Origin of the sequence: Pantoea sp. OVA07A, assembly GCF_019969975.1 — a bacterium.
GTDB lineage: Bacteria > Pseudomonadota > Gammaproteobacteria > Enterobacterales > Enterobacteriaceae > Pantoea > Pantoea agglomerans.
Map to the genome: position 1 here is coordinate 79,614 of NZ_JAHXYM010000003.1, position 23,443 is coordinate 103,056.

General features: G+C 50.2%; 24 protein-coding genes. 15 read left to right on the top strand and 9 right to left on the bottom strand.

Annotated features, from left to right (window positions below; all coding sequences use genetic code 11):
* The first annotated feature begins 238 nt into the window (after window positions 1-238).
* Both LC417_RS11520 and LC417_RS11525 read left to right on the top strand, forming a co-directional pair.
* Window positions 239-712 carry an Lrp/AsnC family transcriptional regulator gene (locus LC417_RS11520; RefSeq protein ID WP_154210262.1) on the top strand — a complete coding sequence of 158 codons (474 nt, stop codon included), beginning with the start codon at window positions 239-241 and terminating at the stop codon, window positions 710-712.
* 425 nt (window positions 713-1,137) lie between these two features.
* Complete coding sequence (locus LC417_RS11525) at window positions 1,138-2,721, top strand: methyl-accepting chemotaxis protein (protein WP_052271233.1); 1,584 nt, start codon at window positions 1,138-1,140, stop codon at window positions 2,719-2,721.
* 84 nt (window positions 2,722-2,805) lie between these two features.
* Here the strand turns inward: LC417_RS11525 and LC417_RS11530 are convergent, their stop codons facing one another.
* Window positions 2,806-3,780: a nitrilase family protein gene (locus LC417_RS11530; protein ID WP_223565860.1), complete on the bottom strand. Its 975-nt coding sequence runs from the start codon at window positions 3,778-3,780 to the stop codon at window positions 2,806-2,808.
* A 101-nt stretch (window positions 3,781-3,881) separates the two neighbouring features.
* On the opposite strand from LC417_RS11530, the gene LC417_RS11535 reads away from it, so the two are divergent.
* The gene (locus LC417_RS11535) at window positions 3,882-4,757 is read left to right on the top strand and encodes a LysR family transcriptional regulator (protein WP_111534344.1); all 876 of its coding nucleotides are present in this window, start codon (window positions 3,882-3,884) and stop codon (window positions 4,755-4,757) included.
* Between the two features lie 153 nt (window positions 4,758-4,910).
* Here the strand turns inward: LC417_RS11535 and LC417_RS11540 are convergent, their stop codons facing one another.
* Window positions 4,911-5,381: a DUF1203 domain-containing protein gene (locus LC417_RS11540; protein WP_223565861.1), complete on the bottom strand. Its 471-nt coding sequence runs from the start codon at window positions 5,379-5,381 to the stop codon at window positions 4,911-4,913.
* A gap of 477 nt (window positions 5,382-5,858) precedes the next feature.
* On the opposite strand from LC417_RS11540, the gene LC417_RS11545 reads away from it, so the two are divergent.
* Window positions 5,859-7,199 carry an MFS transporter gene (locus LC417_RS11545; RefSeq protein WP_010259093.1) on the top strand — a complete coding sequence of 447 codons (1,341 nt, stop codon included), beginning with the start codon at window positions 5,859-5,861 and terminating at the stop codon, window positions 7,197-7,199.
* Between the two features lie 180 nt (window positions 7,200-7,379).
* On the opposite strand, the gene LC417_RS11550 is transcribed toward LC417_RS11545, so the two are convergent.
* Window positions 7,380-8,291 carry a LysR family transcriptional regulator gene (locus LC417_RS11550; RefSeq protein WP_223566035.1) on the bottom strand — a complete coding sequence of 304 codons (912 nt, stop codon included), beginning with the start codon at window positions 8,289-8,291 and terminating at the stop codon, window positions 7,380-7,382.
* A gap of 89 nt (window positions 8,292-8,380) precedes the next feature.
* Between LC417_RS11550 and LC417_RS11555 the strand changes: the two genes are divergently transcribed.
* Entirely contained in the window at window positions 8,381-9,397 is a 1,017-nt protein-coding gene (locus tag LC417_RS11555) for an NADP-dependent oxidoreductase (RefSeq protein ID WP_223565862.1), read from the top strand.
* A 63-nt stretch (window positions 9,398-9,460) separates the two neighbouring features.
* Window positions 9,461-9,763 carry a putative quinol monooxygenase gene (locus tag LC417_RS11560; protein ID WP_187506388.1) on the top strand — a complete coding sequence of 101 codons (303 nt, stop codon included), beginning with the start codon at window positions 9,461-9,463 and terminating at the stop codon, window positions 9,761-9,763.
* A 197-nt stretch (window positions 9,764-9,960) separates the two neighbouring features.
* Here the strand turns inward: LC417_RS11560 and LC417_RS11565 are convergent, their stop codons facing one another.
* Window positions 9,961-10,866: a LysR family transcriptional regulator gene (locus LC417_RS11565; protein ID WP_033773779.1), complete on the bottom strand. Its 906-nt coding sequence runs from the start codon at window positions 10,864-10,866 to the stop codon at window positions 9,961-9,963.
* A gap of 98 nt (window positions 10,867-10,964) precedes the next feature.
* Between LC417_RS11565 and LC417_RS11570 the strand changes: the two genes are divergently transcribed.
* Both LC417_RS11570 and LC417_RS11575 read left to right on the top strand, forming a co-directional pair.
* Window positions 10,965-11,492, top strand: a complete 528-nt coding sequence (locus LC417_RS11570) for a GNAT family N-acetyltransferase (protein ID WP_223565863.1) — start codon at window positions 10,965-10,967, stop codon at window positions 11,490-11,492.
* A complete protein-coding gene (locus tag LC417_RS11575; protein ID WP_223565864.1) occupies window positions 11,489-12,682 on the top strand; it encodes an MFS transporter in 1,194 nt (397 codons plus the stop codon). Before LC417_RS11570 ends, LC417_RS11575 begins: the two co-directional genes overlap by 4 nt.
* Window positions 12,683-12,934: 252 nt before the next feature.
* Here the strand turns inward: LC417_RS11575 and LC417_RS11580 are convergent, their stop codons facing one another.
* From LC417_RS11580 to LC417_RS11590, 3 genes are all read right to left on the bottom strand, one after another.
* Window positions 12,935-13,333: a TonB family protein gene (locus tag LC417_RS11580; RefSeq protein ID WP_223565865.1), complete on the bottom strand. Its 399-nt coding sequence runs from the start codon at window positions 13,331-13,333 to the stop codon at window positions 12,935-12,937.
* 377 nt (window positions 13,334-13,710) lie between these two features.
* Window positions 13,711-14,661, bottom strand: a complete 951-nt coding sequence (locus LC417_RS11585; protein ID WP_223565866.1) for a hydroxyacid dehydrogenase — start codon at window positions 14,659-14,661, stop codon at window positions 13,711-13,713.
* Window positions 14,661-15,353, bottom strand: a complete 693-nt coding sequence (locus LC417_RS11590) for an RraA family protein (protein ID WP_061902258.1) — start codon at window positions 15,351-15,353, stop codon at window positions 14,661-14,663. Before LC417_RS11590 ends, LC417_RS11585 begins: the two co-directional genes overlap by 1 nt.
* 172 nt (window positions 15,354-15,525) lie before the next feature.
* Between LC417_RS11590 and LC417_RS11595 the strand changes: the two genes are divergently transcribed.
* From LC417_RS11595 to LC417_RS11605, 3 genes are all read left to right on the top strand, one after another.
* Entirely contained in the window at window positions 15,526-16,236 is a 711-nt protein-coding gene (locus LC417_RS11595; RefSeq protein WP_010247520.1) for an IclR family transcriptional regulator, read from the top strand.
* Between the two features lie 462 nt (window positions 16,237-16,698).
* Window positions 16,699-17,679 carry a DUF1852 domain-containing protein gene (locus tag LC417_RS11600; protein ID WP_033768596.1) on the top strand — a complete coding sequence of 327 codons (981 nt, stop codon included), beginning with the start codon at window positions 16,699-16,701 and terminating at the stop codon, window positions 17,677-17,679.
* Window positions 17,680-17,706: 27 nt separating this feature from the next.
* Entirely contained in the window at window positions 17,707-18,738 is a 1,032-nt protein-coding gene (locus LC417_RS11605; RefSeq protein WP_062759120.1) for a methionine synthase, read from the top strand.
* Between the two features lie 127 nt (window positions 18,739-18,865).
* Here LC417_RS11605 and LC417_RS11610 read toward each other — a convergent pair whose 3' ends face one another.
* Window positions 18,866-19,444, bottom strand: a complete 579-nt coding sequence (locus tag LC417_RS11610) for an XRE family transcriptional regulator (protein WP_223565867.1) — start codon at window positions 19,442-19,444, stop codon at window positions 18,866-18,868.
* Between the two features lie 63 nt (window positions 19,445-19,507).
* On the opposite strand from LC417_RS11610, the gene LC417_RS11615 reads away from it, so the two are divergent.
* From LC417_RS11615 to LC417_RS11625, 3 genes are all read left to right on the top strand, one after another.
* A complete protein-coding gene (locus LC417_RS11615; protein ID WP_050679425.1) occupies window positions 19,508-20,017 on the top strand; it encodes a GNAT family N-acetyltransferase in 510 nt (169 codons plus the stop codon).
* A gap of 195 nt (window positions 20,018-20,212) precedes the next feature.
* Window positions 20,213-20,842: a LysE family translocator gene (locus LC417_RS11620; RefSeq protein WP_010670716.1), complete on the top strand. Its 630-nt coding sequence runs from the start codon at window positions 20,213-20,215 to the stop codon at window positions 20,840-20,842.
* 185 nt (window positions 20,843-21,027) lie between these two features.
* Complete coding sequence (locus tag LC417_RS11625) at window positions 21,028-21,456, top strand: GFA family protein (protein WP_072101266.1); 429 nt, start codon at window positions 21,028-21,030, stop codon at window positions 21,454-21,456.
* Between the two features lie 89 nt (window positions 21,457-21,545).
* Here LC417_RS11625 and LC417_RS11630 read toward each other — a convergent pair whose 3' ends face one another.
* Complete coding sequence (locus LC417_RS11630; protein WP_223565868.1) at window positions 21,546-22,100, bottom strand: AAA family ATPase; 555 nt, start codon at window positions 22,098-22,100, stop codon at window positions 21,546-21,548.
* A gap of 160 nt (window positions 22,101-22,260) precedes the next feature.
* Between LC417_RS11630 and LC417_RS11635 the strand changes: the two genes are divergently transcribed.
* Window positions 22,261-23,262 carry a hypothetical protein gene (locus LC417_RS11635; RefSeq protein ID WP_223565869.1) on the top strand — a complete coding sequence of 334 codons (1,002 nt, stop codon included), beginning with the start codon at window positions 22,261-22,263 and terminating at the stop codon, window positions 23,260-23,262.
* Window positions 23,263-23,443 lie beyond the last annotated feature (181 nt).

Consider the following 23,443-nt stretch of genomic DNA (forward strand, 5'->3'; position numbering starts at 1 on the left):
TCTATATGACCCTCTCTTCAAGAGATGATCGGCTCCCGGCATTCTTTAAATTAAATTGAATCATATGCATTAAATCAGGGTTCAGTTTTTCCTTATATTGTTTGTAATAACAGGCTGGAAAAGTAAAGATATTATGCAGCAGGAAAGCGGAAAATTGTTACCTATATTATTTACTTAACGCCTGTTTTTAGGTAAAAGTAACCCTAAACCGCCTCCATAAAGAAAGGAGTTTCCCCTCATGATGCTTAGCTCGACAGATATGAAAATTCTCGAAATTTTACAGGACGATGCCCGGGTAACTAACCAGGTGCTGGCGGAGAAGATAAACATTTCAGCATCTCCCTGCTGGCGCAAAGTTCGTAAGCTCGAGGAAGATAATGTTATTCAGGGCTATCGTGCTGTTCTTGACCGCAAGAAAATTGGGCTGGGAGTAATGGTTTTCATTCGGGTCGTCATTGACAGCCATAGCGAAGCGGAGGCCAGAAAGTTTGAAGAGGAAGTGACCGCCCTGGAGGATGTGGTTGCCTGTTATAGCATCGGTGGGGATGCTGACTTTCTGCTACAGGTTGTGGCTTCAGATCTGGACTCCTATGCTGATTTTGCAATGTCAGTGGTACGCAGATTGCCAGGAATTAAAGAAATGCAGAGTATGTTTGTGCTTAAAGAGATCAAACCACTCGTTAGTTATCCTATTAAGAAAATCTCTGAGTAGTCTATTGCTGACGGGATGCCCAGTGACTGATTATCAATTCCGCATAGAGCGGATTTAATGATCAGGCACGCTACCTGCGTTATTTAGCGCACAAAACTGATATCCGGCATGATCTTACACAAGTTAATAGTGGCATAGCGTTAGCGAGCGTGCTGACTCTCCTCATTTTTCTGCTTTAACAACACGAGTATTTGTGATGACTTGATTGTTGATAACGACCAATAGTGCCTTTCAAACCGGAGCAGCCAGCAGCTTAAACTTTAATTCATGGCCTCTCTTCAGCCTCTGTCAGCTTAAAAGAGACGCTTATTTACATGAAATTATGCCATCAATCTTCCCCCAGCCATAAAGTCCATGCTTTACCGTGACGATAACCGTTGTACCGGGATTTGCCGGTGCATTATTGTTTTCACCACGGAAAAAATATGAAACTTAATCATTTTACGATAGGGCAAAGACTCAGTGTGATGGCAGCAATCCTGCTGCTGGCGACAATGATTGTCGGTTTGAGGGGCATAAATCTGAATGCTCAGGCTCTGCAAAAAAATATTGACATCATGGCAAGCGAAACACGTGTCGCAGAGAGCATTGATACTGCACGTAATGCACAGGTTCAGTTTAAAATTCAGGTACAGGAGTGGAAAAATGCCCTCTTACGCGGCACACAAGGCCAGAGTGTTTTTGACAAATACAAAACGGCCTTTCTGACGCAGAGTGACAAAACTCAGGCACTGCTCCATCAACTGCTGATACTTCAACCCGAGCTTGGGATGGATACGGCGCAGGTGAAACAGACGATTGAGCTACACGTCCAGCTCAGACAAAAATACCTCGCTGCGTTGCAAAACTACGACACGCGTAACCTCGCCAGCGCCCAGCTGGTTGATAGCCAGGTCAATGGCATCGATCGTGAGCCGACCAAAATGATTGATGATGTCGTTCATCATACGCTGGCACATGCTCAAAAACTCAATCAGCAACTGACAGCGCAAAACCTTGCTCAGTACCGTGAAACCCGTATGACCTTATGGATCGCCATGGCCGGTATTTTACTTTCCGGCATAGTGATAACTGTCTGGTTAATCCGCAGCATTACCCATCCATTACGCGAAGCAGTCAATATTGCGCGCACCGTGGCTTCAGGTGATCTGCAGACCGTAATTCGTCCAAACGGACGTGACGAAACCGCAGAGTTAATGACAGCGTTGCGTGAAATGAATAGCAGCCTGACTTCAATCGTCTCTGGTGTACGTACCGGTACGGAAAACATCGCCTCTGCGTCAATTCAAATCGCGCAGGGCAGCCAGGAACTTTCCTCACGTAACGAGGCGCAGGCTGGCGCACTTGAAGAAACCGCTGCCTCCATGGAGGAACTCACTTCAGTGGTGAAAAACAACGCGCAGAACGCATATCATGCCAGCAATATTGCCCAGGATGCCCGCTCCATTGCGGGTCAGGGCGGCAATGTGGTGGAAAAAGTGGTACACACCATGAGTGAGATTCAGCAGTTCTCGAACGAGATTAACCAGATCATTACGGTGATTGACGGTATCGCTTTTCAGACTAATATTCTGGCACTGAATGCTGCGGTCGAAGCGGCGCGTGCGGGCACCGAAGGTCGAGGGTTTGCGGTGGTTGCGGCCGAAGTACGTGCTCTGGCACAGCGCTCTGCAAAAGCGGCAAAGGATGTGCGTATCCTGATCGAACGTTCTGTGAGTTCAATCGGCCAGGGCAATGAACTGGTTCAACACGCGGGGACAACGATGGAGGAAATTATTTTACGTATTCATCAGGTCAGCGAGTTGATTGAAAACGTATCATCGGCCAGTAATGAGCAGAGTGTTGGTATCGATCAGGTTAATCTGGCGGTCACACATATGGACGCGGCCACTCAGCAAAATGCCGCGCTTTCTCAGCAATCCACAGCCGCAGCGCAGGCCTTACAGGCTCAGGCCGAAATGTTGCTTGCCAGTGTCAGCGTCTTTAAAATTAATAGTGCGCTGGTTTAAGCTTTAATGTCAGGGCGAGGTTTTCACGATGCCGCGCCCTGACAATCTTTCTCGCGACTGGATGATTTCAGTCGCCGAGCCTATTTAAGGCGTCTCATCAGAAAATCGGGCGCTAATCGCATCACGTTCGTAGCCCTGCGGTTGTGTCAGAATATGGTATAAATCAGGACGGCGACCATGGATCCAGCGACGTCCGGTACTCATTCCAAGCAGACTCAAATCAAGGTCAGCGCTCACCATAAAATCTTCCGCTGCCCAGGTTTCATTAATGATTCTTCCATAGGGATCCAGGATCATTGCATTACCTGTGCGCACCTCATCATCATCTGCACCTACGCCGTTACTGAAGAGAATAAATAAGCCGTTGTCATGCGCACGAGCCGGCAGCCACCTCATCAGCCATTCCCGACCATTTGCCCCTTTGAATGCAGCAGTAATTTCTTCCCTTCGCGTTTCCCGTTCCGCCCAGAGCGTCAGCGGAATGGGTTTCATCGCATAAGGACTGCGGGAATCGGTACCGCCTGTCTGATGTGGCGCGAGAAGAATATCTGCACCCAGCAATGCCGTTGCACGCACATTTTCTACCAGATTATTGTCCCAGCAAATGAGGATACCTACTTTTACTCCCCAGGGCGTTTCAAAAACGGTAAAGCGGTCACCGCTGCTGATTGACGGATGTTCAAAAGCGTGGAGTTTGCGATGAGTGTGCATTGAGCCGTCCGGCATACAGGCAACATACGCATTATAGAGGCGGCCATCATCGGCTCTTTCGATAAGCCCGGCGCCAATCAGCATTTGATGTTTCATCGCCAGGGAACGAATCAATGTAAGGGAAGGACTCCCCTCGATCGGCTCGGCGAGAGCAGTTACCTCAGCCGAGGTGAGTTTGGGTACATGCCAGTAGCCGGTAATACACATTTCCGGGAATGTGAGGATTTTCACCTGCTCAATCGCTGCCTGTTCAATAAATTTCTCCATTATCAGCAGATTATAATTTTTGTTATTTGCCAGATGCTGAAATTGCACGGTGGCAGCTTTTAAGGATGTATGGTTGCTCATGGTACTTCTCCGGTAGTAATCGAAACTGAATTACATAACCATTGCTGATAACTGTATAATCAAAACATTTCCGGTTTCGATAACCTTTTGGAATGTAAAAAATGAACATCCGCTTGCTTAAGGCCTTTTTGATACTGGCTGAAAAAAGAAATTATGCCGACGCGGCACGGGCGTTGTTTATTTCGCAACCTGCATTGACCAAGCAGATTAATCTCCTTGAGTCCCTGGTGGAAACGTCACTGTTTACGCGGGGGCGTCATGGAGCCACACTCACGAGCGGTGGCAGATGTCTGCTGCCAGAGGCTGAAAAAGTGGTCAGGCAAACCCGATTATTTATGCATCATGCAGAGCGGGTTTCAAAAGGGATTGAAGGGCATATAGCCGTGGGGTTCGGTCTCTCAAGTTTTTATCTTGCACCACGCTGTATGGCAGAATTTCGTCGGGAGTGTCCGGGGATAGAGATGTCATTGACGGATCTTCCTTCCTTCCAGCAGTACGAACTTTTGCAAAATGATGAGCTCCAGATCGGTTTTGTCAGAGTTCCGCCTCCTGTAGCGCTGGATTACCTGCCATTGTTTACCGATCGATTGGTTTTGATTGCGCCTGCAAGTTCACCGTCATTGCCTGCTGATGACTGGCTGAAGAAACGCCCTCTGTTGCGACTTCATGCCGAGCGAGGACGGGGTTTAAATGCGCAAATTGATCGCTTTCTTCATGACAACGCGCTTTTCATATCATCCACTCAATTGAGTGATGATATACAAACTATTGTCGCGCTGGTCATCGCGGGCACGGGTGTTGCCCTTGTGCCATACAGTGTTATGCATATTGCACCGCCGGAGCTGGTTATTATTCCGTTAACAGGTGAGTCAATAAGCTGGAAAGTTGGCATTGCCTGGAACGCGAACCACGAGGATATAATCCGTGATAATTTTATTGCCAGTATAAAAAAGGGTATCGCGCTTCATGACGTCTGACCCTCCAGAAACAGGTACTCCTTTTGCCATATTGGATAGGGCAGGATTACTGACATAATTCTTAGTACCCTCTTCAGAAGAGGGTCATGATACGGAAGCGACCCTTGAGACGAATAATTTCCTGTTGCGGATAGGGCTTCTCAATACAAACCGTCATTCAAAACGTTCTGCACAGCAGGAATAGCATCCCCGTTTCGCATTATGTATCTGGATATAACTAATCTTCGGATCGGCAAAAAAATGGCCGATGAGCTTTTCAGCAACTTTCCCCTCAGCTATATCTGCCTCTCTTAAAAAATGCTTTCCGTCATAGGCCCTTAATGACAGCGTTCTGCTTAGCAGGACTTCAGGTAATTCATTGATGTAAATGCCTTGGCGGGTGCATCCCTCCCATATATAGATTGCATGAGTACCAAAATAGGGCGTGGCTGCAGGCTGATAGATGTGATTAATCAGGAGAGCAGTTTCTCCGACCGGGATATCGCATAATGAGATTCTGTCGGGATAACCCGGATAGCACTCTACCGTTTGTCGTACTGCATGGTGTTTTCTCAGATATTCATCGCTCTGTCCAAAAAGATGAGCAAATTGCCCGGCGTTCAGGCCAGTAATTTGGTATTTCATAGCATCCCTCTCTTTTCACCGTAACACCGCGAATAATGACGTTATCGGATACTGTGAGGAGAAACTCGCCGTTATCGGTCAGGGAATTTTATGATGTGACCGTCCGACAGTGGCAGGCGAGTGCTTCATCAGCTGCGAACTTCTCAGACGCTGGCTGATACCTTCACACAAGCGCTAAGGCCTCACTTCCCGACAGCGGCGCTCAAATTACTCTGTTCCCCCTCACTCTTTCCCGTTCTTCTGTCGTCACTTCATTGAAAAGATCGATGAACTCCACCCGGTAACGACATACTCGTCACATAAACTAAGGTTGACGAATACTTTTTTGTGACAAATAACACAACCTCATTACATCTTCCGGCGGGGAAGAATTTTTATCGTGATAATGGTTTTACTCAGTACATTGAAGTTTTACAGGGTAAAACAAAGCGCTTTGCGGATTGCACGTAAAGCAATGACAAAATTGTGAGGATCATCATGTCTGAAAAACAGCACATCCCGACTTTCTCTGCCGATATTGAGCAGCAGACCGTCAAGAAGGTGGTCTGGCGCATTTTGCCCTTCCTGATTGTTTGTTATCTGATTGCCATTATTGATCGCGGCAACATTGGGATGGCTTCGTTGCAGATGAACGAAGATTTAGGATTGTCGAAAGCGGTATTTGGTTTTGCGAGTAGTCTGTTTTTTGTCGGTTACTTCCTGTTTGAAGTGCCCAGCAATCTGGCCATGCAGAAAATTGGCGCAAAGATTTGGATCTCTCGCATCATGGTGTCGTGGGGTATCATCTCTGTCTGTACCGCCTTTGTTGAAAGTGCCAATACACTCTATATATTGCGCTTTTTACTGGGTGCCGCTGAGGCCGGATTTTTCCCTGGCGTCATTCTTTATCTGACTTACTGGATCCCCGGAAAGTACCGTGCACGCGTGATTGCTACCTTTATGGTGGCCATTCCTGCGGCGAACTTTATTGGATCGCCCATTTCTGGTCTGATTTTGTCACTGGATGGCTGGTACGGTATGCGTGGCTGGCACTGGTTATTTATCCTTGAGGGTATTCCGGCGGTCATTCTGGGAATTGCAGCCTTCTTTTTACTGAGCAATCGTCCCACTAATGCCAGCTGGTTAAATCAGGAACAAAAAGCGTGGCTGAACAGCACACTCGAAGCCGAAAATGCGAAGAAGAAGGCGATAGGTCATATCTCTTTGTGGCAGTTGCTGCGTCACAAACATATCTGGGTGATGGCGCTGATTTATGCAGGCGCGTCTGCGGCGGGCTCAACGCTGAGCGTCTGGTCTCCGCAACTGCTTAAATCGTTTGGACTGGATAACTTCACCACCGGTTTAGTCAATGCGATTCCCTACGGCCTGGCCTCCATTCTGATGATTATCTGGGGGAGAAGTTCTGACCGCAGCGGCGAGCGTCGCTGGCACACCGCGTTAACGCTGTTCTTAATTGCAGGTGGCCTGCTGTCAGCCTTTATCACCAATAGTCTGACTGGCAGTGTGGTGATCCTGTCGCTGGTATTAATCGGAGCCTACTCAATGAAAGGACCTTTCTGGGCGCTGGCATCGGGATGGATGTCATCGACTACCGCTGCAGCGGGTCTGGCGGCTATCGGTGCGATGGCGAATCTGATCGGCGGTGGGGTGATGGTCAACGTTTATGGCATTATCAATCAGGCGACCGGCAGCCATACGCTGGCTATGGTGCCACTGGCTATCCTCTGTGGCATCGGCGGCATTGCCGTGCTGGTCATGGGCCGCAAAAAAGAGTTAACCATCGACGTTGAAAATAGCGCTTCGTCAGTCAGTAAATAAAGTAATCCCGCCTGCAGACGCTTATCAGCGCCTCTGCAGGCGGGTTCTTCCGGCTTTATCTCTGCCATATAAAAATTCCACATCCTGTCATTAACTGAATCAGTCTGCTGGTTGTTGATGTCTGTTATGTGTCAGATGCGGAAAGAACTTACCTTTGGGGATTTACTGACAATACCCAGTTTAAGAGCGTTCAGAACTGTTAAGCATGAGATCAATAAAGGCGCGTACAGCAGGATTTGAACGCCTGCTCGCATGCCATACCGCAGAAATATTATGCCGCTCTACTGAAAAATCAGTGAGAAGGGGCACTAACTCCCCGCGCTTAACCCAGGAAGCAGCCATAAAACTCGCCACCATGCCTATTCCGGCACCGGCCGCCACAGCCGCGATAACGGCCTCGCTTGCATCGACGATGACAGCAGATGATGGCACAATTTCAATCTCCCGCTCGCCAACCCGGAACGGCCAGCGAAAAATCTGCCCCGTATTTTGATATCGCAAATTAACCGTTTTATGCCCGATAAGATCATTGGGGTGTTCGGGTTCCGGGCATCGGGTCAAATAATCTGGCGAAGCATAACAACCTATTTGATATGGAGACAAACGACGCGACAGAAGATTTGAATCTGCGAGGTCGCCGATCCGGATGGCTATATCAATACTCTCGTCAACAATGCTAATTACGCGATCACTCAGCTTTAAGTCGATTGTCACTTTAGGATGAAGTGCACAGAATTGCGGAAGGAGAGGCGCGATCACATGAACACCAATGGGAAACGATGCCGCAATGCGTAATGTTCCCGCTGGCTCCTCTCGCGATCGCATGGCGACCTGCTCAAGCTCCTCAGCATCGCGTAATAACTGCAGCGTGCGCTCGTGCAGTTCACGACCCTCAGCAGTCAGCACCAGCGAACGGGTGGTTCGGGTGAACAATGTGATGCCAAGACGCTGCTCCAGTCTCTGGATACTTTTACTTATCGCGGAAGGGGATACTGCCAGCGAGCGAGCGGCAGCGGTAAAGCTGCCGAGCGATCCCGCACGAGCGAATGCAATCAGACCTGTTAGTCTTTCAAAGATTATTTGTTCCTTCATGGCAATATTAAAGCGAAATCCAGCCCCATTATCAATCATCACAATTGGTCATATTCTGGCACCTGAATCTGTTTTGGAGTGAAATTGCCATGACTGAAATGATGAAAGCAGTACAGCTACATGCGTTTGGTGGCCCGGAGAATCTCAGGTATGAAGATGCACCCCGCCCAACTATCGGGGCTGACGAAGTCCTTGTGCGCGTGCATGCCGCAAGTCTGAACCCACCAGACTTGTATCTGCGTGATGGTTATCGGGCGCTTCCGCCTGAGTGGCGGCCCGAACCCCACTTTCCCTTAATCCTGGGAACGGATGTTTCAGGAGTTATCGAAGCCGTGGGCGAAAATGTTTCCGCATTCAGCACCGGAGATGAAGTCTATTCAATGGTGCGTTTTCCTGATGGGGTAATGGCCGGTAGTGGAGCTTATGCCGACTATGTAAGCGTTCCTGCATCAGAGGTGGCGTTAAAACCTCAGGGAATAGACCATATCCGGGCAGCGGGTGCCCCGATGTCACTGCTCACCACGTGGCAATTTCTTGTCGACGTCGGCCATGATGCGCCCAATCCGTTTCAATCTTTAAACCATAAACCGGTTCTGCTTGAAGGCCAGACGGTGATGGTTAACGGTGCAGGAGGAGGCGTAGGGCACATTGCTGTTCAGATCGCGAAGTGGAAGGGTGCGAGAGTCATTGCCGTCGCTTCTTCCCGTCATGAAGTGCTTATGCGCGAACTGGGTGCGGATGATTTTATCGACTACACCAAAGTAGCCGCTGAGAATGTAGTGAAAAACGTCGATCTGGTTATTGATGCTGTTGGCGGAAAGCATATAGAGCGCTTTTTAAGCTGCATCAGACAGGGCGGAGCACTATTTCTGGTGAATCCTTTGAGTTTTACCGGGCAGACTGAGGCTGCTCAAAAAGGGATTACTGTGTCAACAACGCAAGTGCGTTCAAGTGGTCTGCAGCTATCCGAAGCGGGGCTTTTACTGGAAAAAGGCATTATCAACGTCGTGATTGACAACACCTATCCGTTAGCCATGGCATCAGCCGCACATCGGCGCGCTTCGTCAGGAAGTATCCAGGGCAAAATTGTGCTGACTAACTTCTGATAACCCCATACCTGATCAGCCATTTTCTGAGGGCGAGTAGCAGTCAGTTAAAGGAAAAATAAGATGCTTATCATTTCCGGTTATATGTACATTGATCCTTCTGTCCTGGAACAATTTATGGGAGAACTTAAGTTATTGGCGAATGCCGTTCGACAACGTGATGGAAACCTTTCATATAACGCTGTCGTGGAGGACTATCAGACCGGAAGATTGCTTATATCAGAACGATGGATAGATCAGGACGCGCTCAAAGCCCATCTTATAAAAACCGACACGGTAGAGTTTATAAACCGATGGCAGGGAAAAATGAAGGGGGAACTCTTCAAATATGACGCCTGTAACGAGAGAGGGCTTATGGATGGGTAAATAAAAATCTTATTAAAATCGAGAGTGCTTTATTATCAAGCCCCGGATCTGTGAGTAATCGCTCTTCGCTCATAGCAGGCATAAGCCTGGACGATGGTCCGCTTTGTGCCAGAAGCGGACATCAGAGGCTTAAGCAGCAAGGATATTTTTCGGAGCTGAGCAGGCCGGATCTGTCAGATAAATATATTGAGTGATATTTATCTGCTTTCATCTTTTGCAAAACTGGCGTTTAGTCTTTTCAGCACTTCACTTATGCCCCTGCTGACAATCCGATCCTCCCGCATTACTGTCCCCAGAGTCCGGTGAAGCGAGGGCGTCACAGAGTAAAGGCTGAGACCCTGACTTTCTTCCATACCAGCAACGGACATAAGGGGAACGATGCTGTAGCCCAGACCGGAACGTACCATTCTTTTGATTGCTTCAATACTGCCAAGTTCCATCACAGGGCTGGCAGTATGCCCGGCATACCGGAACCATTCGTCGATTAGGGCGCGTGTCCCGCTTCCGGGTTCAAAGATAATCAGCGGCAGTGACAAAAGGGCGTCGGGAGACAGCGGGTTCGCACTCTGCTCTGATGCATCCTTTTCCATGATAACGACAAACTCATCAGTACCCAGCGGGCTTACGCTCAGGCATTTGCCGGTTACTGGAAGCGTTACAAGTCCAATGTCTATACGATTCTCTCCTACGCTCCGAACAATATCGGAAGTATTGCCCGTGCGTACGTCTACTTTCAGCAGGGGATGTGCCTGTCGCAGCTGTTGCAGTAAGGGAGGCAGAAGATGAATACAGGCTGTTGCACCAGTGCCAACAGTAACGGTGCCGGTGATGTCGTCTGAATGCAGAGACACCGATTCAATGGCCGTATTTACCACTGAATCAATTTTCATACAGTGCTCAGAAAAAGTCAGCCCGGCAGGAGTGGGCCTTATCCCCCGGCTGGTTCTCTCAATAAGCCGGACATGGAGTGCCTGCTCCAGCTGTCTTATCTGCAGGCTGACAGCAGGCTGTGATAGTCCGAGTGCTTCTGCCGCTCCGGAGAAACTGCCCCGGCTGATGACCATCCTGAAAGTAGCAAGGTGATCAAGGTTCAGGTTTGCCATGCCAAAGTTTTCCTTATACCGCTGATAAGTCCTGCGGCCTGTCTGAAATTATTTACCCGGGTTAGTCTTTGTTTCTGACCGGATAAAGAGCAATACCGATGGAAATAACTGAAGCAGATGAAAGACATATTACTGCTATCCAGCAGATTTATGCTTATCACGTATTACATGGCACCGCCACTTTTGAAACCGAACCGCCAGATGTACCTGAAATGGCAGCCCGCCTGCAAAAGGTGCGTTCAGCAGGACTGCCCTGGTTTGTGGCGGTTGATGATGGGCAGGTCCGGGGATACTGCTACCTGTCATTTTACAGGGAACGGCGCGCCTACCGGTTTACCCTGGAAGACTCAGTCTATATTGACGCCACTTGTCAGGGGCGGGGCTACGGCAAAATGCTGTTATCCCTTGCGATAGCCTGGGCAGAAGCCCGTGGCTTTCGCCAGCTCGTGGCCGTGGTAGGTAATAGCGAAAATACTGCCTCCCTTGCCCTGCACCGCGCCGCAGGCTTCAGCATCACTGGCACACTCAGTTCGGTAGGATTCAAGCACGGGCGCTGGCTCGATACGGTCATTCTGCAGCGCACGCTTGGACAGGGCGACTCCACGCTTGCGGAGAGCATAGTTTGACAGCCGGACATCTGACAGGCCTCAGCATTTTCTGTATCGGTATGACACAGCTTATTAACTGGGGTATTACGTTCTACATGCCGGGCGTTTTCGGAGCCGCCATCATGGCGGAGACGGGCTGGTCTCCCGTGGTGACATTCTCTGGTCTGACCGTTGCCATGCTGGTTATGGGGCTGGTTTCACCGCTGACCGGTTCCGTCATGGCCCGGACCGGAGGACGCATGATGATGATGGCGGGAACCTTCGCCATAACCATTGGGTGTTTTCTGATGGCGATTACCCATTCCACGGTGGCATGGATTGCGGTTTGGGTCCTGACGGGAGTCGGCATGCGCCTTGCCTTGTATGACGCTGCGTTTGCCCTGCTTGTGGAAACCGCAGGTGCAGGGGCCCGAAGGGCAGTCTCTCTGGTTACACTGCTGGGCGGCCTCGCGTCAGCTGTGTTCTGGACTGCTGGCGCGGCCCTGCTGCACATTACCGACTGGCGGCATGCCTTACTCGTTTACGGGTGTGCGGGTCTGGTGGGCCTGCTTTTTCTGACCGCCGTTCCGGCAGGCCGTCGGGTAAAACCTCCCGCTGCTGGTCGATCTGAGCTTCCGGCGGCAGGGACCGCAGAGGAACGAAAAGGATTTATCAGCGGCCTGTGGTATGCCGCCCTGATAGCGCTGCTCAGCTTTGTCTCCACCGGCGTGTCTACGCATTTCCCCCAGATACTGGCCGCTTATAGCATGCCTGCCCTGGCCGGCATGCTTTGGGGCGTGGGACAGGTGAGTGCCCGCCTGCTGGACGTGGCCTCCGGCGCACGAATCTCCGCACTACGCCTGAACCTTATTACCGGTATCCTGCTGCCACTCTGTTTTATGACCGGCCTTGCGGGGTACGTTACGCCTGTGGCTACAGCCCTCTTCGTCCTGGGTTATGGAGCCGTGAACGGACTGTGCACGGTCGTGAAGGCCTTACTTCCTCTCGTGCTGTTTGATCCGCAACATTACGCCCGCAAAACAGGCATGCTGTTATCACCAGGATTTTTTCTCGCGGCACTTGCCCCTTCTGCTTATGCCATGCTGCTGGAACGGGACGGCGTAGGCGGTACGCTGCTTATTTCAGCTTTCCTGACACTGTTCATTACGGCGATTTCCGTAGTGCTCTGGCGACGTCATTCCGGCTCAGTAGTACAGAGCCGAGATTAGAAAATAATACATCTGCCCGGGAAAAACGTTTGATACGGTTCGAGATGCTATCAGGATTTGATCTGGATTAATCCGTATCTTGTGTTTTCGCTTTTGCACATATCGGACTTTATCTGATGCAGATATCCGCTTTGTGCCAGAAGCGGACATCGGATAATAATTTATGTTAATATTTAGAAGAACAACATTCAGCCATAATAACCTCCTGAATTACAGTCATTAATTTTCATTCATGCAGCCTTAAAATTAAATCTATTTTTGCACTTTTAATTTTACAGTCATGGGAAGATTCCTGGCAGGTTTGCCCTTTTCAAAACGCCATTTTGATACGGCTGTTATTACAGCATCATCGAACAAGTGGTCTGGCGTAGACTCGATAATTCTCATCTGACTTACCCTGCCTTCTGCATCAACGTCAAAGTTAAACTTAACCATACCTTCTATCCGGTTCTTAGCCGCATAGTATGGGTAAACGGGCCGATCTTGTCGAAGGGGCTTGGGTTGTTCAACTTTAACAGGTGAATAAGTAGTACATGCATTGAGTACAAGAACAGCCAGAATCATCATAAACCCATACATAACAATATCCTTTTGTTGATAAACATTATCATTATACTTAAACATCAACGGAAGGACATTTGCTGAACTCATCGGATATCGCGTTATAATCCAAAAAAACAGTGGATATAACCCCAATAAATCCTGCCCCCGTCTTGCTGCAAGCTAGTCATCCGTTCCTTGCTCATAGCGGACATATCCTTCATAACACATGCCCTACAATTAACACTTCAAAGAAACCGCTGCAGGCAGCCACCTCATTCAATACGCGAGAAGAGTCGTTAACGATTGAAGGGTAATAAACCCATTTATGTGGGCGAAGGCAAGTAAGCCAGGACGGCATAGAACAGAATAAGATTCGTATCGGAAACCCTGAAAGCTAAGCATTACGCTCTAATGCAGCAGATTAAACCCATTAACCAGCCGACCAGACAGCGCTGTTACCTGTCTGATCGGCTGGAGAGGGCGGTTCAGGCTACCGGACTTTCGTTTTTCAGTGGTTCTGCCAGTACGCTTAATATGTTACTGGCCGCGACGGTGCCCATCTTCACGTAGGAGTTATCGCTGACGCCGCCGATGTGTGGCGAAAGAATCACATTCTTAACACTCTGCCAGATATGCGGCGCAGTCAGGGGTTCAGTGGCAAAACTGTCCAGTGCGGCCCAGGCGACAGTGCCATTATCCAGCGCCGCTAACAGCGCTTCTTCATCAATGAGACCACCGCGTGCCGTGTTCACCAGGATGGCGCCTTTTTTAAACAGAGCCAGTTTCTCAGCGTTAATCATCTGGCGCGTCTGTTCGGTTAACGGGCAGTGCAGCGAAATGACATCTGCCTGTTGCAGCAGGTCGTCAAGTGAAGAGGATTCACACTCATCGGGAAAGGTTCTGGCAAAAGGATCATAGGCAAGCACCTTCATGCCAAAAGCACGGCCAATACGGGCAACACGACCGCCTATGGCACCAAGCCCTACCAGACCCAGCGTTCTGCCCTCCAGCTCCACCGACTTATGGGTCGATTTGTCCCAGTGTCCCTGGCGCATGCGTTGATCAAGCGGTATCACCGATTTTGCACAGGCTAAAATTAACGCCCAGGTATGCTCGGCCACGGCCGCTGCGTTGGCCCCCGGGGCTGACTGAACACTGATATGACGTTCAGCCGCCGCCTTTTGGTCGATAACGTCAATGCCGCTGCCGTGTTTGGAAATAACCCGCAGGTCAGGCGCGGCATCCATAATGCGGGCGTTGATTTTTCCGTATCGGACGATAATCGCCACAGGATTATGCTGCTGGCAGAGCTGGAACAGGCTATCTTCGCTGGGCTGTTTGCCGGCATAAACAATGCTGAAGTCACTAAGCAGGTTTACTGCCTGCGGTGCCAGGTCATTACCCGTCACCAGGATCACGGGAGAAGAGGTTGTCATCAGAGCGACTCCCCATCGACCAGCATGCCAGCGGTTTGCAGGGCTTTCTCTAACCACGGCGCGCGAAGGTCGCCATCACGAATTGCTGCGATACGGCTGGTTTCGAAATCGAGTTTTTTCTGGGCCAGTTCGAGCAACGCAGGAACGTCTTCACGCGGCAGAACCACCACGCCATCAATATCCCCGATGACGAGATCGCCTGGCTGAATGGCTGCGCCCGCCACAGAAACAGGGTAGTTGACCCGTCCCGCAATGGACTTGGTCGGGCCGCAGGGATTCAGGCCCGCAGAGAAAACCGGAAAGCCGTTCGCGCTCAGTGCATCTGCGTCACGCACCGCACCATCAATAATAATTCCGGCGATGCCGGAGGCTTCTGCCTGAGTGGACATTATCTCACCGATTAATGCACAGCTGATATCGCCTTTGCCATCGACCACAATGACATCGCCCGGCTGGGCAATCGCCAGCGCGGCGTGGATCGCCAGGTTGTCGCCCGGTCTCACCTCGACAGTGATAGCCGGTCCGGCGACTTTCATTGTGGGGGACACAGGTTTTACGCGACCGTGCAGCGTTCCGCGTCGTCCGGCAACATCAGCAAGGATCGCCGCCTGAAACTGAGCAGCCTGTTTTACGCGCTCTGGTGCGATACGGATAATGTCGCGATTGATGAAGGTATTCTCTGCATGGGGCATAGATTAATCCTCTTTGTTTTACCAGGCACAACTAAGTTGTACAATATAAAACTACTATATCGATGTTAATTGAGTTCGCACCAGTGTTAAGCATTCATTTGTGATGTAAATACGATGTGAATCACAAATTGCGCGGTAAACTGCCTGCCGTCGCAAACAGGAGGACGTACCGATGGGGAATGAAGGCGTAATTGCCGTAGAAAAAGCGCTGGCGCTGCTGGATTGTTTCAGGCCTGGTGAGGAATCACTGACGCTGACCGCGCTGGCGCAGCTTTCGGGGTACCATAAAACGACAGTTTATCGTCTGATGAACTCACTTGAGCGCATGAACTATGTCATTCGTCGCGACAATGGCGTTTATACCCTGGGGCCAAGACTGCTTTATCTGGGCAAGCTCTATGAACAATCCTTTCATCTGGCCAGTATCGTTCAGCCTGAACTTCACGCACTGGCGACTGCGACAGGCGAAAGCGCCACATGGTATGTGATTGAAAACGGTCAACGACTCTGTCTTTTCAGAGCGGAGCCCTCTGAAGGACTGCGTGAAACACGTCTGCCCGGCACTTATCTGCCGCTGGATAATTCTGCCATCGGGCAGGTGCTTCGTTACTGGGGGCTGAATGAACCTCTGTTTGACTCTGTACCTGAACTCCCGCTCTTCACGTCAGGTATCCGCGATCCGCATATCGCGGCATTCTCCGTACCGGTGTTTGGTGAAGGTAACAAACTGCTCGCGGCGCTGGCATTAACCGGTCCGGCTTCACGCCTGACGCAGTCGATGCGCGACAGTGAGATGGGAAAACTGATGAAAGAGGCAGCGTGCAGGCTTTCGGTAAAATCAGGCGCACATAAAGTGATGTGTGATAACGTTTATAAAATTTAGTCGTGTTGCCTGGCTGTGACCGGGATTTATTAGCTGCTGCATCCATGCTGCGTTTAACGCTCTGCGGGTGGGAACCGATTGATTTCCGCTAAATGACTAACAGCACGCTGGCGTGCCTGATTATGGGATCATGAAAGCCTCCGCGCCTTAAGTTGAGGCGAAAGATCACTCCACCTCTGACATCTCTTGCTAAGCCCTCTTTGTGCGAGGCTTTTTACACCCGGATTTTACATCAGGTGTTAAAAGACTCGCAGCCTCATGAAAATTTCCCCGCTTTAATGCCCCAACATGAATTTCCTTCATGTTCGTTGAAATTTAATCACTTTTTTTCAACCGGGTGTTGAGGCATAAAGTAAGAATTGTTAATAACTTTGAGTCATATGAATAGTTGTAAAGGGATAGCCACGCTGGATAACCCTTAAAAGCAACAACGCATATCAGCGACCAGGATACCCGATAGCGATGAACAACTTAGCCTTTACCCTCAAGCGCATTCGTTTCGACGAAAACTATAATCCTTCGAAAAATACGCGGGCGACGACTAACTTCGCTAATTTAGCGCGCGGCGAAAAACGTCAGGAAAACCTGCACAACGCCCTGGTGATGATCGACAATCGTTTCAACTCTCTGGCGCACTGGGACAATCCAAAGGGCGACCGCTACTCAGTTGAACTTGAGATTATTTCTGCTGAGCTGAATCTTCGTCCCGGAAGCAGCGACGAAACGTTCCCGGCGATTGAGATTTTAAAAACGCATATCGTGGATCATAAAACCGGTCAGTGCACCGAGGGGATTGTCGGCAATAACTTCTCTTCCTATGTGCGTGATTATGATTTCAGCGTTGTTCTGTCAGAACATAACAAAGGTCAGACTGAATTCAGCCTGCCGGATGATTTTGGTCAGCTGCATGGCAATATTTTCAAAAGTTTCGTGAACTCAGCGGTCTATAAAGAGAACTTCAGTAAATCGCCGGTTATCTGCCTGAGTGTATCGAGCAAAAACACCTACGTGCGCACCGGTAATCAGCATCCGGTATTGGGCATTGAATATCAGCAGGATGAACCTTCCCTGACTGACTTCTATTTCGGAAAAATGGGTCTGAAAGTGCGTTTCTTCATGCCGCAGGGCAGTGTTGCGCCGCTGGCTTTCTATTTCCACGGTGACCTGCTCAGCGATTACACCAATCTCGAGCTGATCAGCACCATCAGCACCATGGAAACTTTCCAGAAGATCTATCGCCCTGAAATTTACAACGCGAATTCTGCTGCGGGACAGTGCTATCAACCCACGCTGCAGCATCAGGATTATTCGTTAACCCGGATTGTTTACGATCGCGAAGAACGCAGCCGCCTGGCCGTCGAACAGGGCAAGTTTACTGAGACGCATTTTATTAAGCCGAATCAGACACTTCTCGCGCAATGGTCTGCTGAATTCGTTCTTTGATTAATTAAATATAGAAGGTCACCTGCTATGAAAACCTTATTACCGACATCTACTGCTGGCAGCTTGCCTAAACCCTCCTGGATTGCGCAGCCAGAGGTGCTCTGGTCACCCTGGAAACTGCAGGATGAAGAGTTAGTTGACGGCAAAAGAGATGCGTTGCGTCTGTGTCTGGACGATCAGGTTCGTGCCGGTATTGATATCGTCAGTGATGGCGAGCAGACCCGTCAGCACTTCGTGACGACGTTTATTGAACACCTCAGCGGTGTGGATTTTGAAAAGCGTGAAGTGGTTCGAATCCGTAATCGCTATGATGCGAGCGTCCCGACCGTGGTGGGTGAAGTCTCACGTCAGAAACCCGTATTTGTTGAAGATGCGAAAATCCTGCGTAAGCTGACCGATCGTCCTATTAAGTGGGCGTTGCCGGGTCCGATGACGATGATCGATACCCTTTATGACAATCACTATAAAAGCCGCGAAAAGCTGGCCTGGGAATTCGCAAAGATTCTGAATCAGGAAGCCAAAGAATTAGAAGCCGCTGGCGTGGATATTATTCAGTTTGATGAGCCTGCGTTTAACGTCTTTTTCGATGAGGTGAACGACTGGGGCATCGCCGCGTTAGAGCGCGCCATCGAAGGTCTGAAGTGTGAAACCGCGGTTCATATCTGCTACGGCTACGGCATTAAAGCGAATACAGACTGGAAGAAAACTCTGGGTACAGAGTGGCGTCAGTACGAAGAGGTCTTCCCTAAATTACAGCGTTCAGCTATCGATATTGTCTCACTGGAGTGTCAGAACTCGCGGGTTCCGATGGATCTGATCGAGCTGATTCGCGGTAAGAAGGTGATGGTCGGTGCCATCGATGTGGCAACCCATACCATCGAGACACCTGAAGAAGTGGCGAATACGCTGCGCAAAGCGCTGCAGTTTGTGGATGCTGAAAATCTCTATCCTTCAACCAACTGCGGCATGATTCCACTGCCGCGTCAGGTTGCTAATGGCAAACTGCATGCGTTAAGTGCTGGCGCTGAGATTGTCCGCAGAGAGATTCTGGGGAGATAATTTTTCCCTAAGCAGATTCAGTCCGGCTGACGATTTGATTCCTGAAAGGCGATCAATAGCCGGACTGAGTAACAATCATCCCTCTGCTAATGGCCGATTTACTCAGGGATTTATGCCGTCTGCCTGCTCAGGCAGGCCGGAGTACGATAACGGCATATCGACAGCCCTGAGTCGTTTTATTTCTGAACACGCAATCAGCTGGATCGCCCAGTTCCAGACAGTCGCCAGCAGCCATCTCATAGGTGCTGGAACCTGCTTCAAAAGTCAGCGTCCCTTCAATTACCCATATCAGCTGGCGTCTTGAAACATAGGAGATTGCCGGCATCGGCACAGCGGTATTTGCCGGCAGTTCGACACTGACCAGATCGACCGGCATCTCGCCCGGTGAAACGTGGCGACGCAGATAGCCGGTTTCCGGATCCTGCCACACCGGCTGATTTTCATGCCTGACCAGCGTCCCGGTTTGCACTTCAGTCTGAGCAAGCATCTGTGAGATAGTCATATCAAACGAGCCTGAGAGGCGCGCTAACAGAACCGCTGTCGGGCTGCTCTCCCCACGCTCAATCTTATGGATCATCGCTCGTGAAACGCCTGAGTTATCAGCCAGCTCGGTAAGTGACCAGCCGCGTTTTTCCCTTTCCTCTTTTACCTTCTGACCGATGCGGATGTTCAGGTTGTCTTCTTTGCTGGACATTTTATCTAACATAATGGATAAGTATCATAGTGAACAATTCATCTACTTTAGTGAGTGAGCAAAGGGGTGTCCACCATGATTATCCGTGCGGCTGTAGAGAGCGATGCTGAAATCATCGCAGAGATTTATAACGACGCGGTGCTTAACACCACCGCGATCTGGAATGAAAATCGTATTGATGTGGCTAACCGCATCGCGTGGATAAACAGCCGCCAGCAGGCCGGTTTTCCTGTGATTGTGGCGACAGACAAAGATGATACCGTGCTGGGATATGCCTCTTATGGTGACTGGCGTCCCTGGGACGGATATCGTCATACGGTTGAGCATTCGGTTTATGTTCATAAAGATGCACGAGGTAAAGGCGCGGGTGCCGCCCTGATGCAGGGGCTTATCCAGCTTGCTCGCGAAGCCGGGAAGCACGTTATGGTGGCGGCGATTGAATCGGAAAATGCGGCATCCATTGCCCTGCATAAAAAACTGGGATTTATTGAGTCCGGCAGAATGACGGAGGTTGGAACTAAGTTTGGACGCTGGCTGGATTTGACATTTTTGCAACTGCATCTGGATGACCGTAAACGACCCTGAGTTGTCCCTTAAAGCGAATCCTTTGATGATACTTCCGGCAGGATGCCGATCCCCGCAGAAGAAAGCTATGTCTGGAAAACGTTTGATTGCGCAGATCGTTTAAAGCGAGAAACGAAGCCGCAGCGAACCAGGAGATAGCAAATTTGCACGTCAGCCGATATAACAGATAAATAACAACCCATCGCAGAGGACATCATGGCGCTTTCGCACGAATTAATCCTGATCTTCACCACCTACTTTGTCGCAACAGCCAGTCCCGGGCCAAGTAATATGGCGATAATGGGAACGGCAATGAAAAAGGGCAGGGGGGCCGCACTGGCGCTGGCTGCGGGTGTCGTGAGTGGTTCGATGCTCTGGGCGCTGCTGGCCGCCTGCGGTGTGCTGACTGTGCTGGCCACCTTCGCTCAGTTGCTGATCGTGTTAAAAATTGGCGGAGGGTTATATCTGTTATGGCTGGCGTTTAAAGCCGGCAAATCTGCGTTACGCCGCACTGAGGCCAGCGATTTTAAAGCCAGCGATGAGCGTGTCGCGTATGGCAGACTGTTCCGTCAGGGGATACTGATGCATATCGGCAACCCCAAGGCGATTCTTACCTGGGTGGCCATTATGTCGTTTGCACTGAAGCCGGATGTGGTCGCCGCCACGCTGCCGATAATCATCTGCGGCTGTGCGGTGATTTGCGTGGTTGTGTTCGGCGGCTATGCTCTGCTGTTCTCAACCGCCGTGATGGGCGCATTTTACCGTCGCATTCGTCGCGGACTCGATGCGCTATTAGCCTGCTGCTTTGCGCTGGCAGGGCTGAAACTGGTATTCAGCCGCAGTTAATACTGATGAAGGTGTACGAGGGGGTATCCGCTTCTGGCTCAAATCCGCAAAAGATCATGCAATGAGCCGGAGCGGCATTAAAATGACAGGATTCCGGTAGCGCTACTGCAGCCCCTTACTTAAACACCACTATGATCAGGCAAGTAGTCAGACAAACCAGGAATCTGAGTGAACAGGATGATGAAATGAAAGGCGCATGTCTGTGTGAAACCGTTGCTTTCGAAATATCAGTAACCCCCACGCGCTATTACCGTTGTCACTGTTCTTTGTGCAGAAAACAGAGCGGAACCGGCTATAACCTGGCAACGATCGTAAAAGAGAGTGACTTCAGCTGGGTTTCCGGTGAGAGCCAGATCGCGTCATGGCGCAAACTCACCGGTTATCGCAACGATTTTTGCGCCAGCTGTGGCTCCACAGTGCCTAACCGGTTGCTTGGCAGACCTTATATCTGGCTTCCGGTTGGTTTACTCAGTGAGCCTGCCGATATGCAGTGCACAGGTGATTATTGTACTGATGACGCCATGCCCTGGGACACAATTCGTTCCGAGACAAATCATGCCGGGCCGGTAGAATCGCTGGACTCTCTTCTGACGAGCTTAATGCTTTTTGATTGATGGCAGTGGTGCTTCTTTGTTATTCAAAAAGTCACTGAGTCAGAACGACCCCATTAACGGAAAACAGACGTTATTCCTGCAGCCTGTGTTCATCGATCATTATTCGTTAGCTTTAATCCCCAGTAGTCAGAACAGGCTTTAACATCGCGGGGAGAAGGAAGCAGAAGTTTTGGCAGTCTGACCTGGTCGTAAAGCTTTTTATGGTGCTTTCGATTTTGCGGGGCAGTACGGATAATATATTTCAGCATCTCCAGGCTCATCGGCTCTCTGCCCATCCCCAGGCCGCCAATACGCGGCGTGGATGAATAACATCTGCGAATGTAGCGCAGAAGTGCCACTGTCACTTTTACATCCAGCAGAATTAAGCCTGTGGCACGCGCGAATCGTTCTTCAATGCATTTGGTGTAATTACCCTCCATCACCCATCTTTCCTGACTCACCGCCTCAGCATGCAAACGAAGAAATTCTGCCGGTGCTCTGGGCACCCATTGACTGTCCGGAATATGGTGAAGCTGATCCAGATGAACTGCTGGTAGATCTGTTTTGCGAGCAATGGCTTCAGCTAAGGTCGATTTTCCGCTGTTCGAGGGACCCATAATACAAATGCGTGGCCCAAGCGCGTCTAATGGAAGTGCACTATTCACGACGTCTCCTCTGAATTAACCCTGTCTGAAATGGATAAATGCGTACTGCTCTGAAACTTTCCTGTGCATCCCGCAAAGTCTGAAACGCTGCCGGGAGCCGTTAGCTGGTCAGCCTGGGGATTCTGAACCTTTTCTGGATCAAAGTCAGGCCGCAGCGGCGATGATAGCCAGACTTGCCCTGAGCCGTCTTAACCCAGGCAGCAATAAGATTTCGGTAAAGATTGGTTACATTTTGCCGATAAATTGTTCAACCAATCAAACCGTAGAGGGCATTATGGGGTTAATCAATGGCGTGACAACAGAGGTGGCAAGAGGATATTTAGCCACGCTCACCGTAACAAACAGATCTGAGAACACGACTAAAGAAACTATTACCGGAAAAGAATTACCTGCCAGTGTGGTGGTGATCTCACCCGAGGCAAGAGCGCGCCTGGTGCAGGCTATCGCTGAGCCCATTACGGCAGAGCAGCAGGCTAAAAATTCAGAGGAACTGGCAAAGACAAAGTCATCCGGTCAGGGACCGTCCGTTAACCTTGGATATGCATTATTCAACGATCCCTACACCAGCTGGGACGCCAGAACTTTTACTCCACTTCTGAGTATGACAGCTGCTAATACGCAGACCGCTATGGATGAGTTTGCCGCTGCACTCCATGAGGTGCTGGCTGAAGGCCAGGTGGGCCGTAATCAGTACGATAATTCGGATACCTCGGAAGCCATGGCGCTGACCCTGACGCAGTCTAAGCTCCATAAACTGATTGAAAAATATGTCTCCGGCGATAACCAGAAGCAGGCGAATGACATTGCTGATGAGATGATAAGCGTCAAAGTCGCCATTCGTGAACGTCAGACGTTGCTGGGAGCACAGGATACGCTGGCGTTAGCCATACGTCATGGAACACGCGACATGCAGGAGAGCGCACGTGACTATCTCAGCCAGGTTAAGAGCGCAACCGCACGGCCACAGGTGGAGCTGGCCGGGATGATGGAAGCCATGAAGTCGGGACGTGATATGGACTCTGTCTTCAGCACCTTTGCCGATTTGATTCGTGCCACGCCGAATCCTGACAACAAAGCACAGCCCTCCATTGATGGCGCACTCAGTCAACTGGAGGTTTATCGCCAGCAGTGGCAGGCGTTCACTGAAAAATACGCTTCTTAATGTTCTTATGATCCTGCAGGCATCACCTCCGTCCCGGCGAAGCAATTTGCCTGAAAGCGGCGTCTGCAGGATCTCCTCCTGACGTTACGCAGTCAGGCGCTGCGCTGAGAGACTGTTAATCCCACGCGCTGTCAGCACTCACCCAGAAAGTAACCCTCTGCCAGAAACCACAGATACCGCC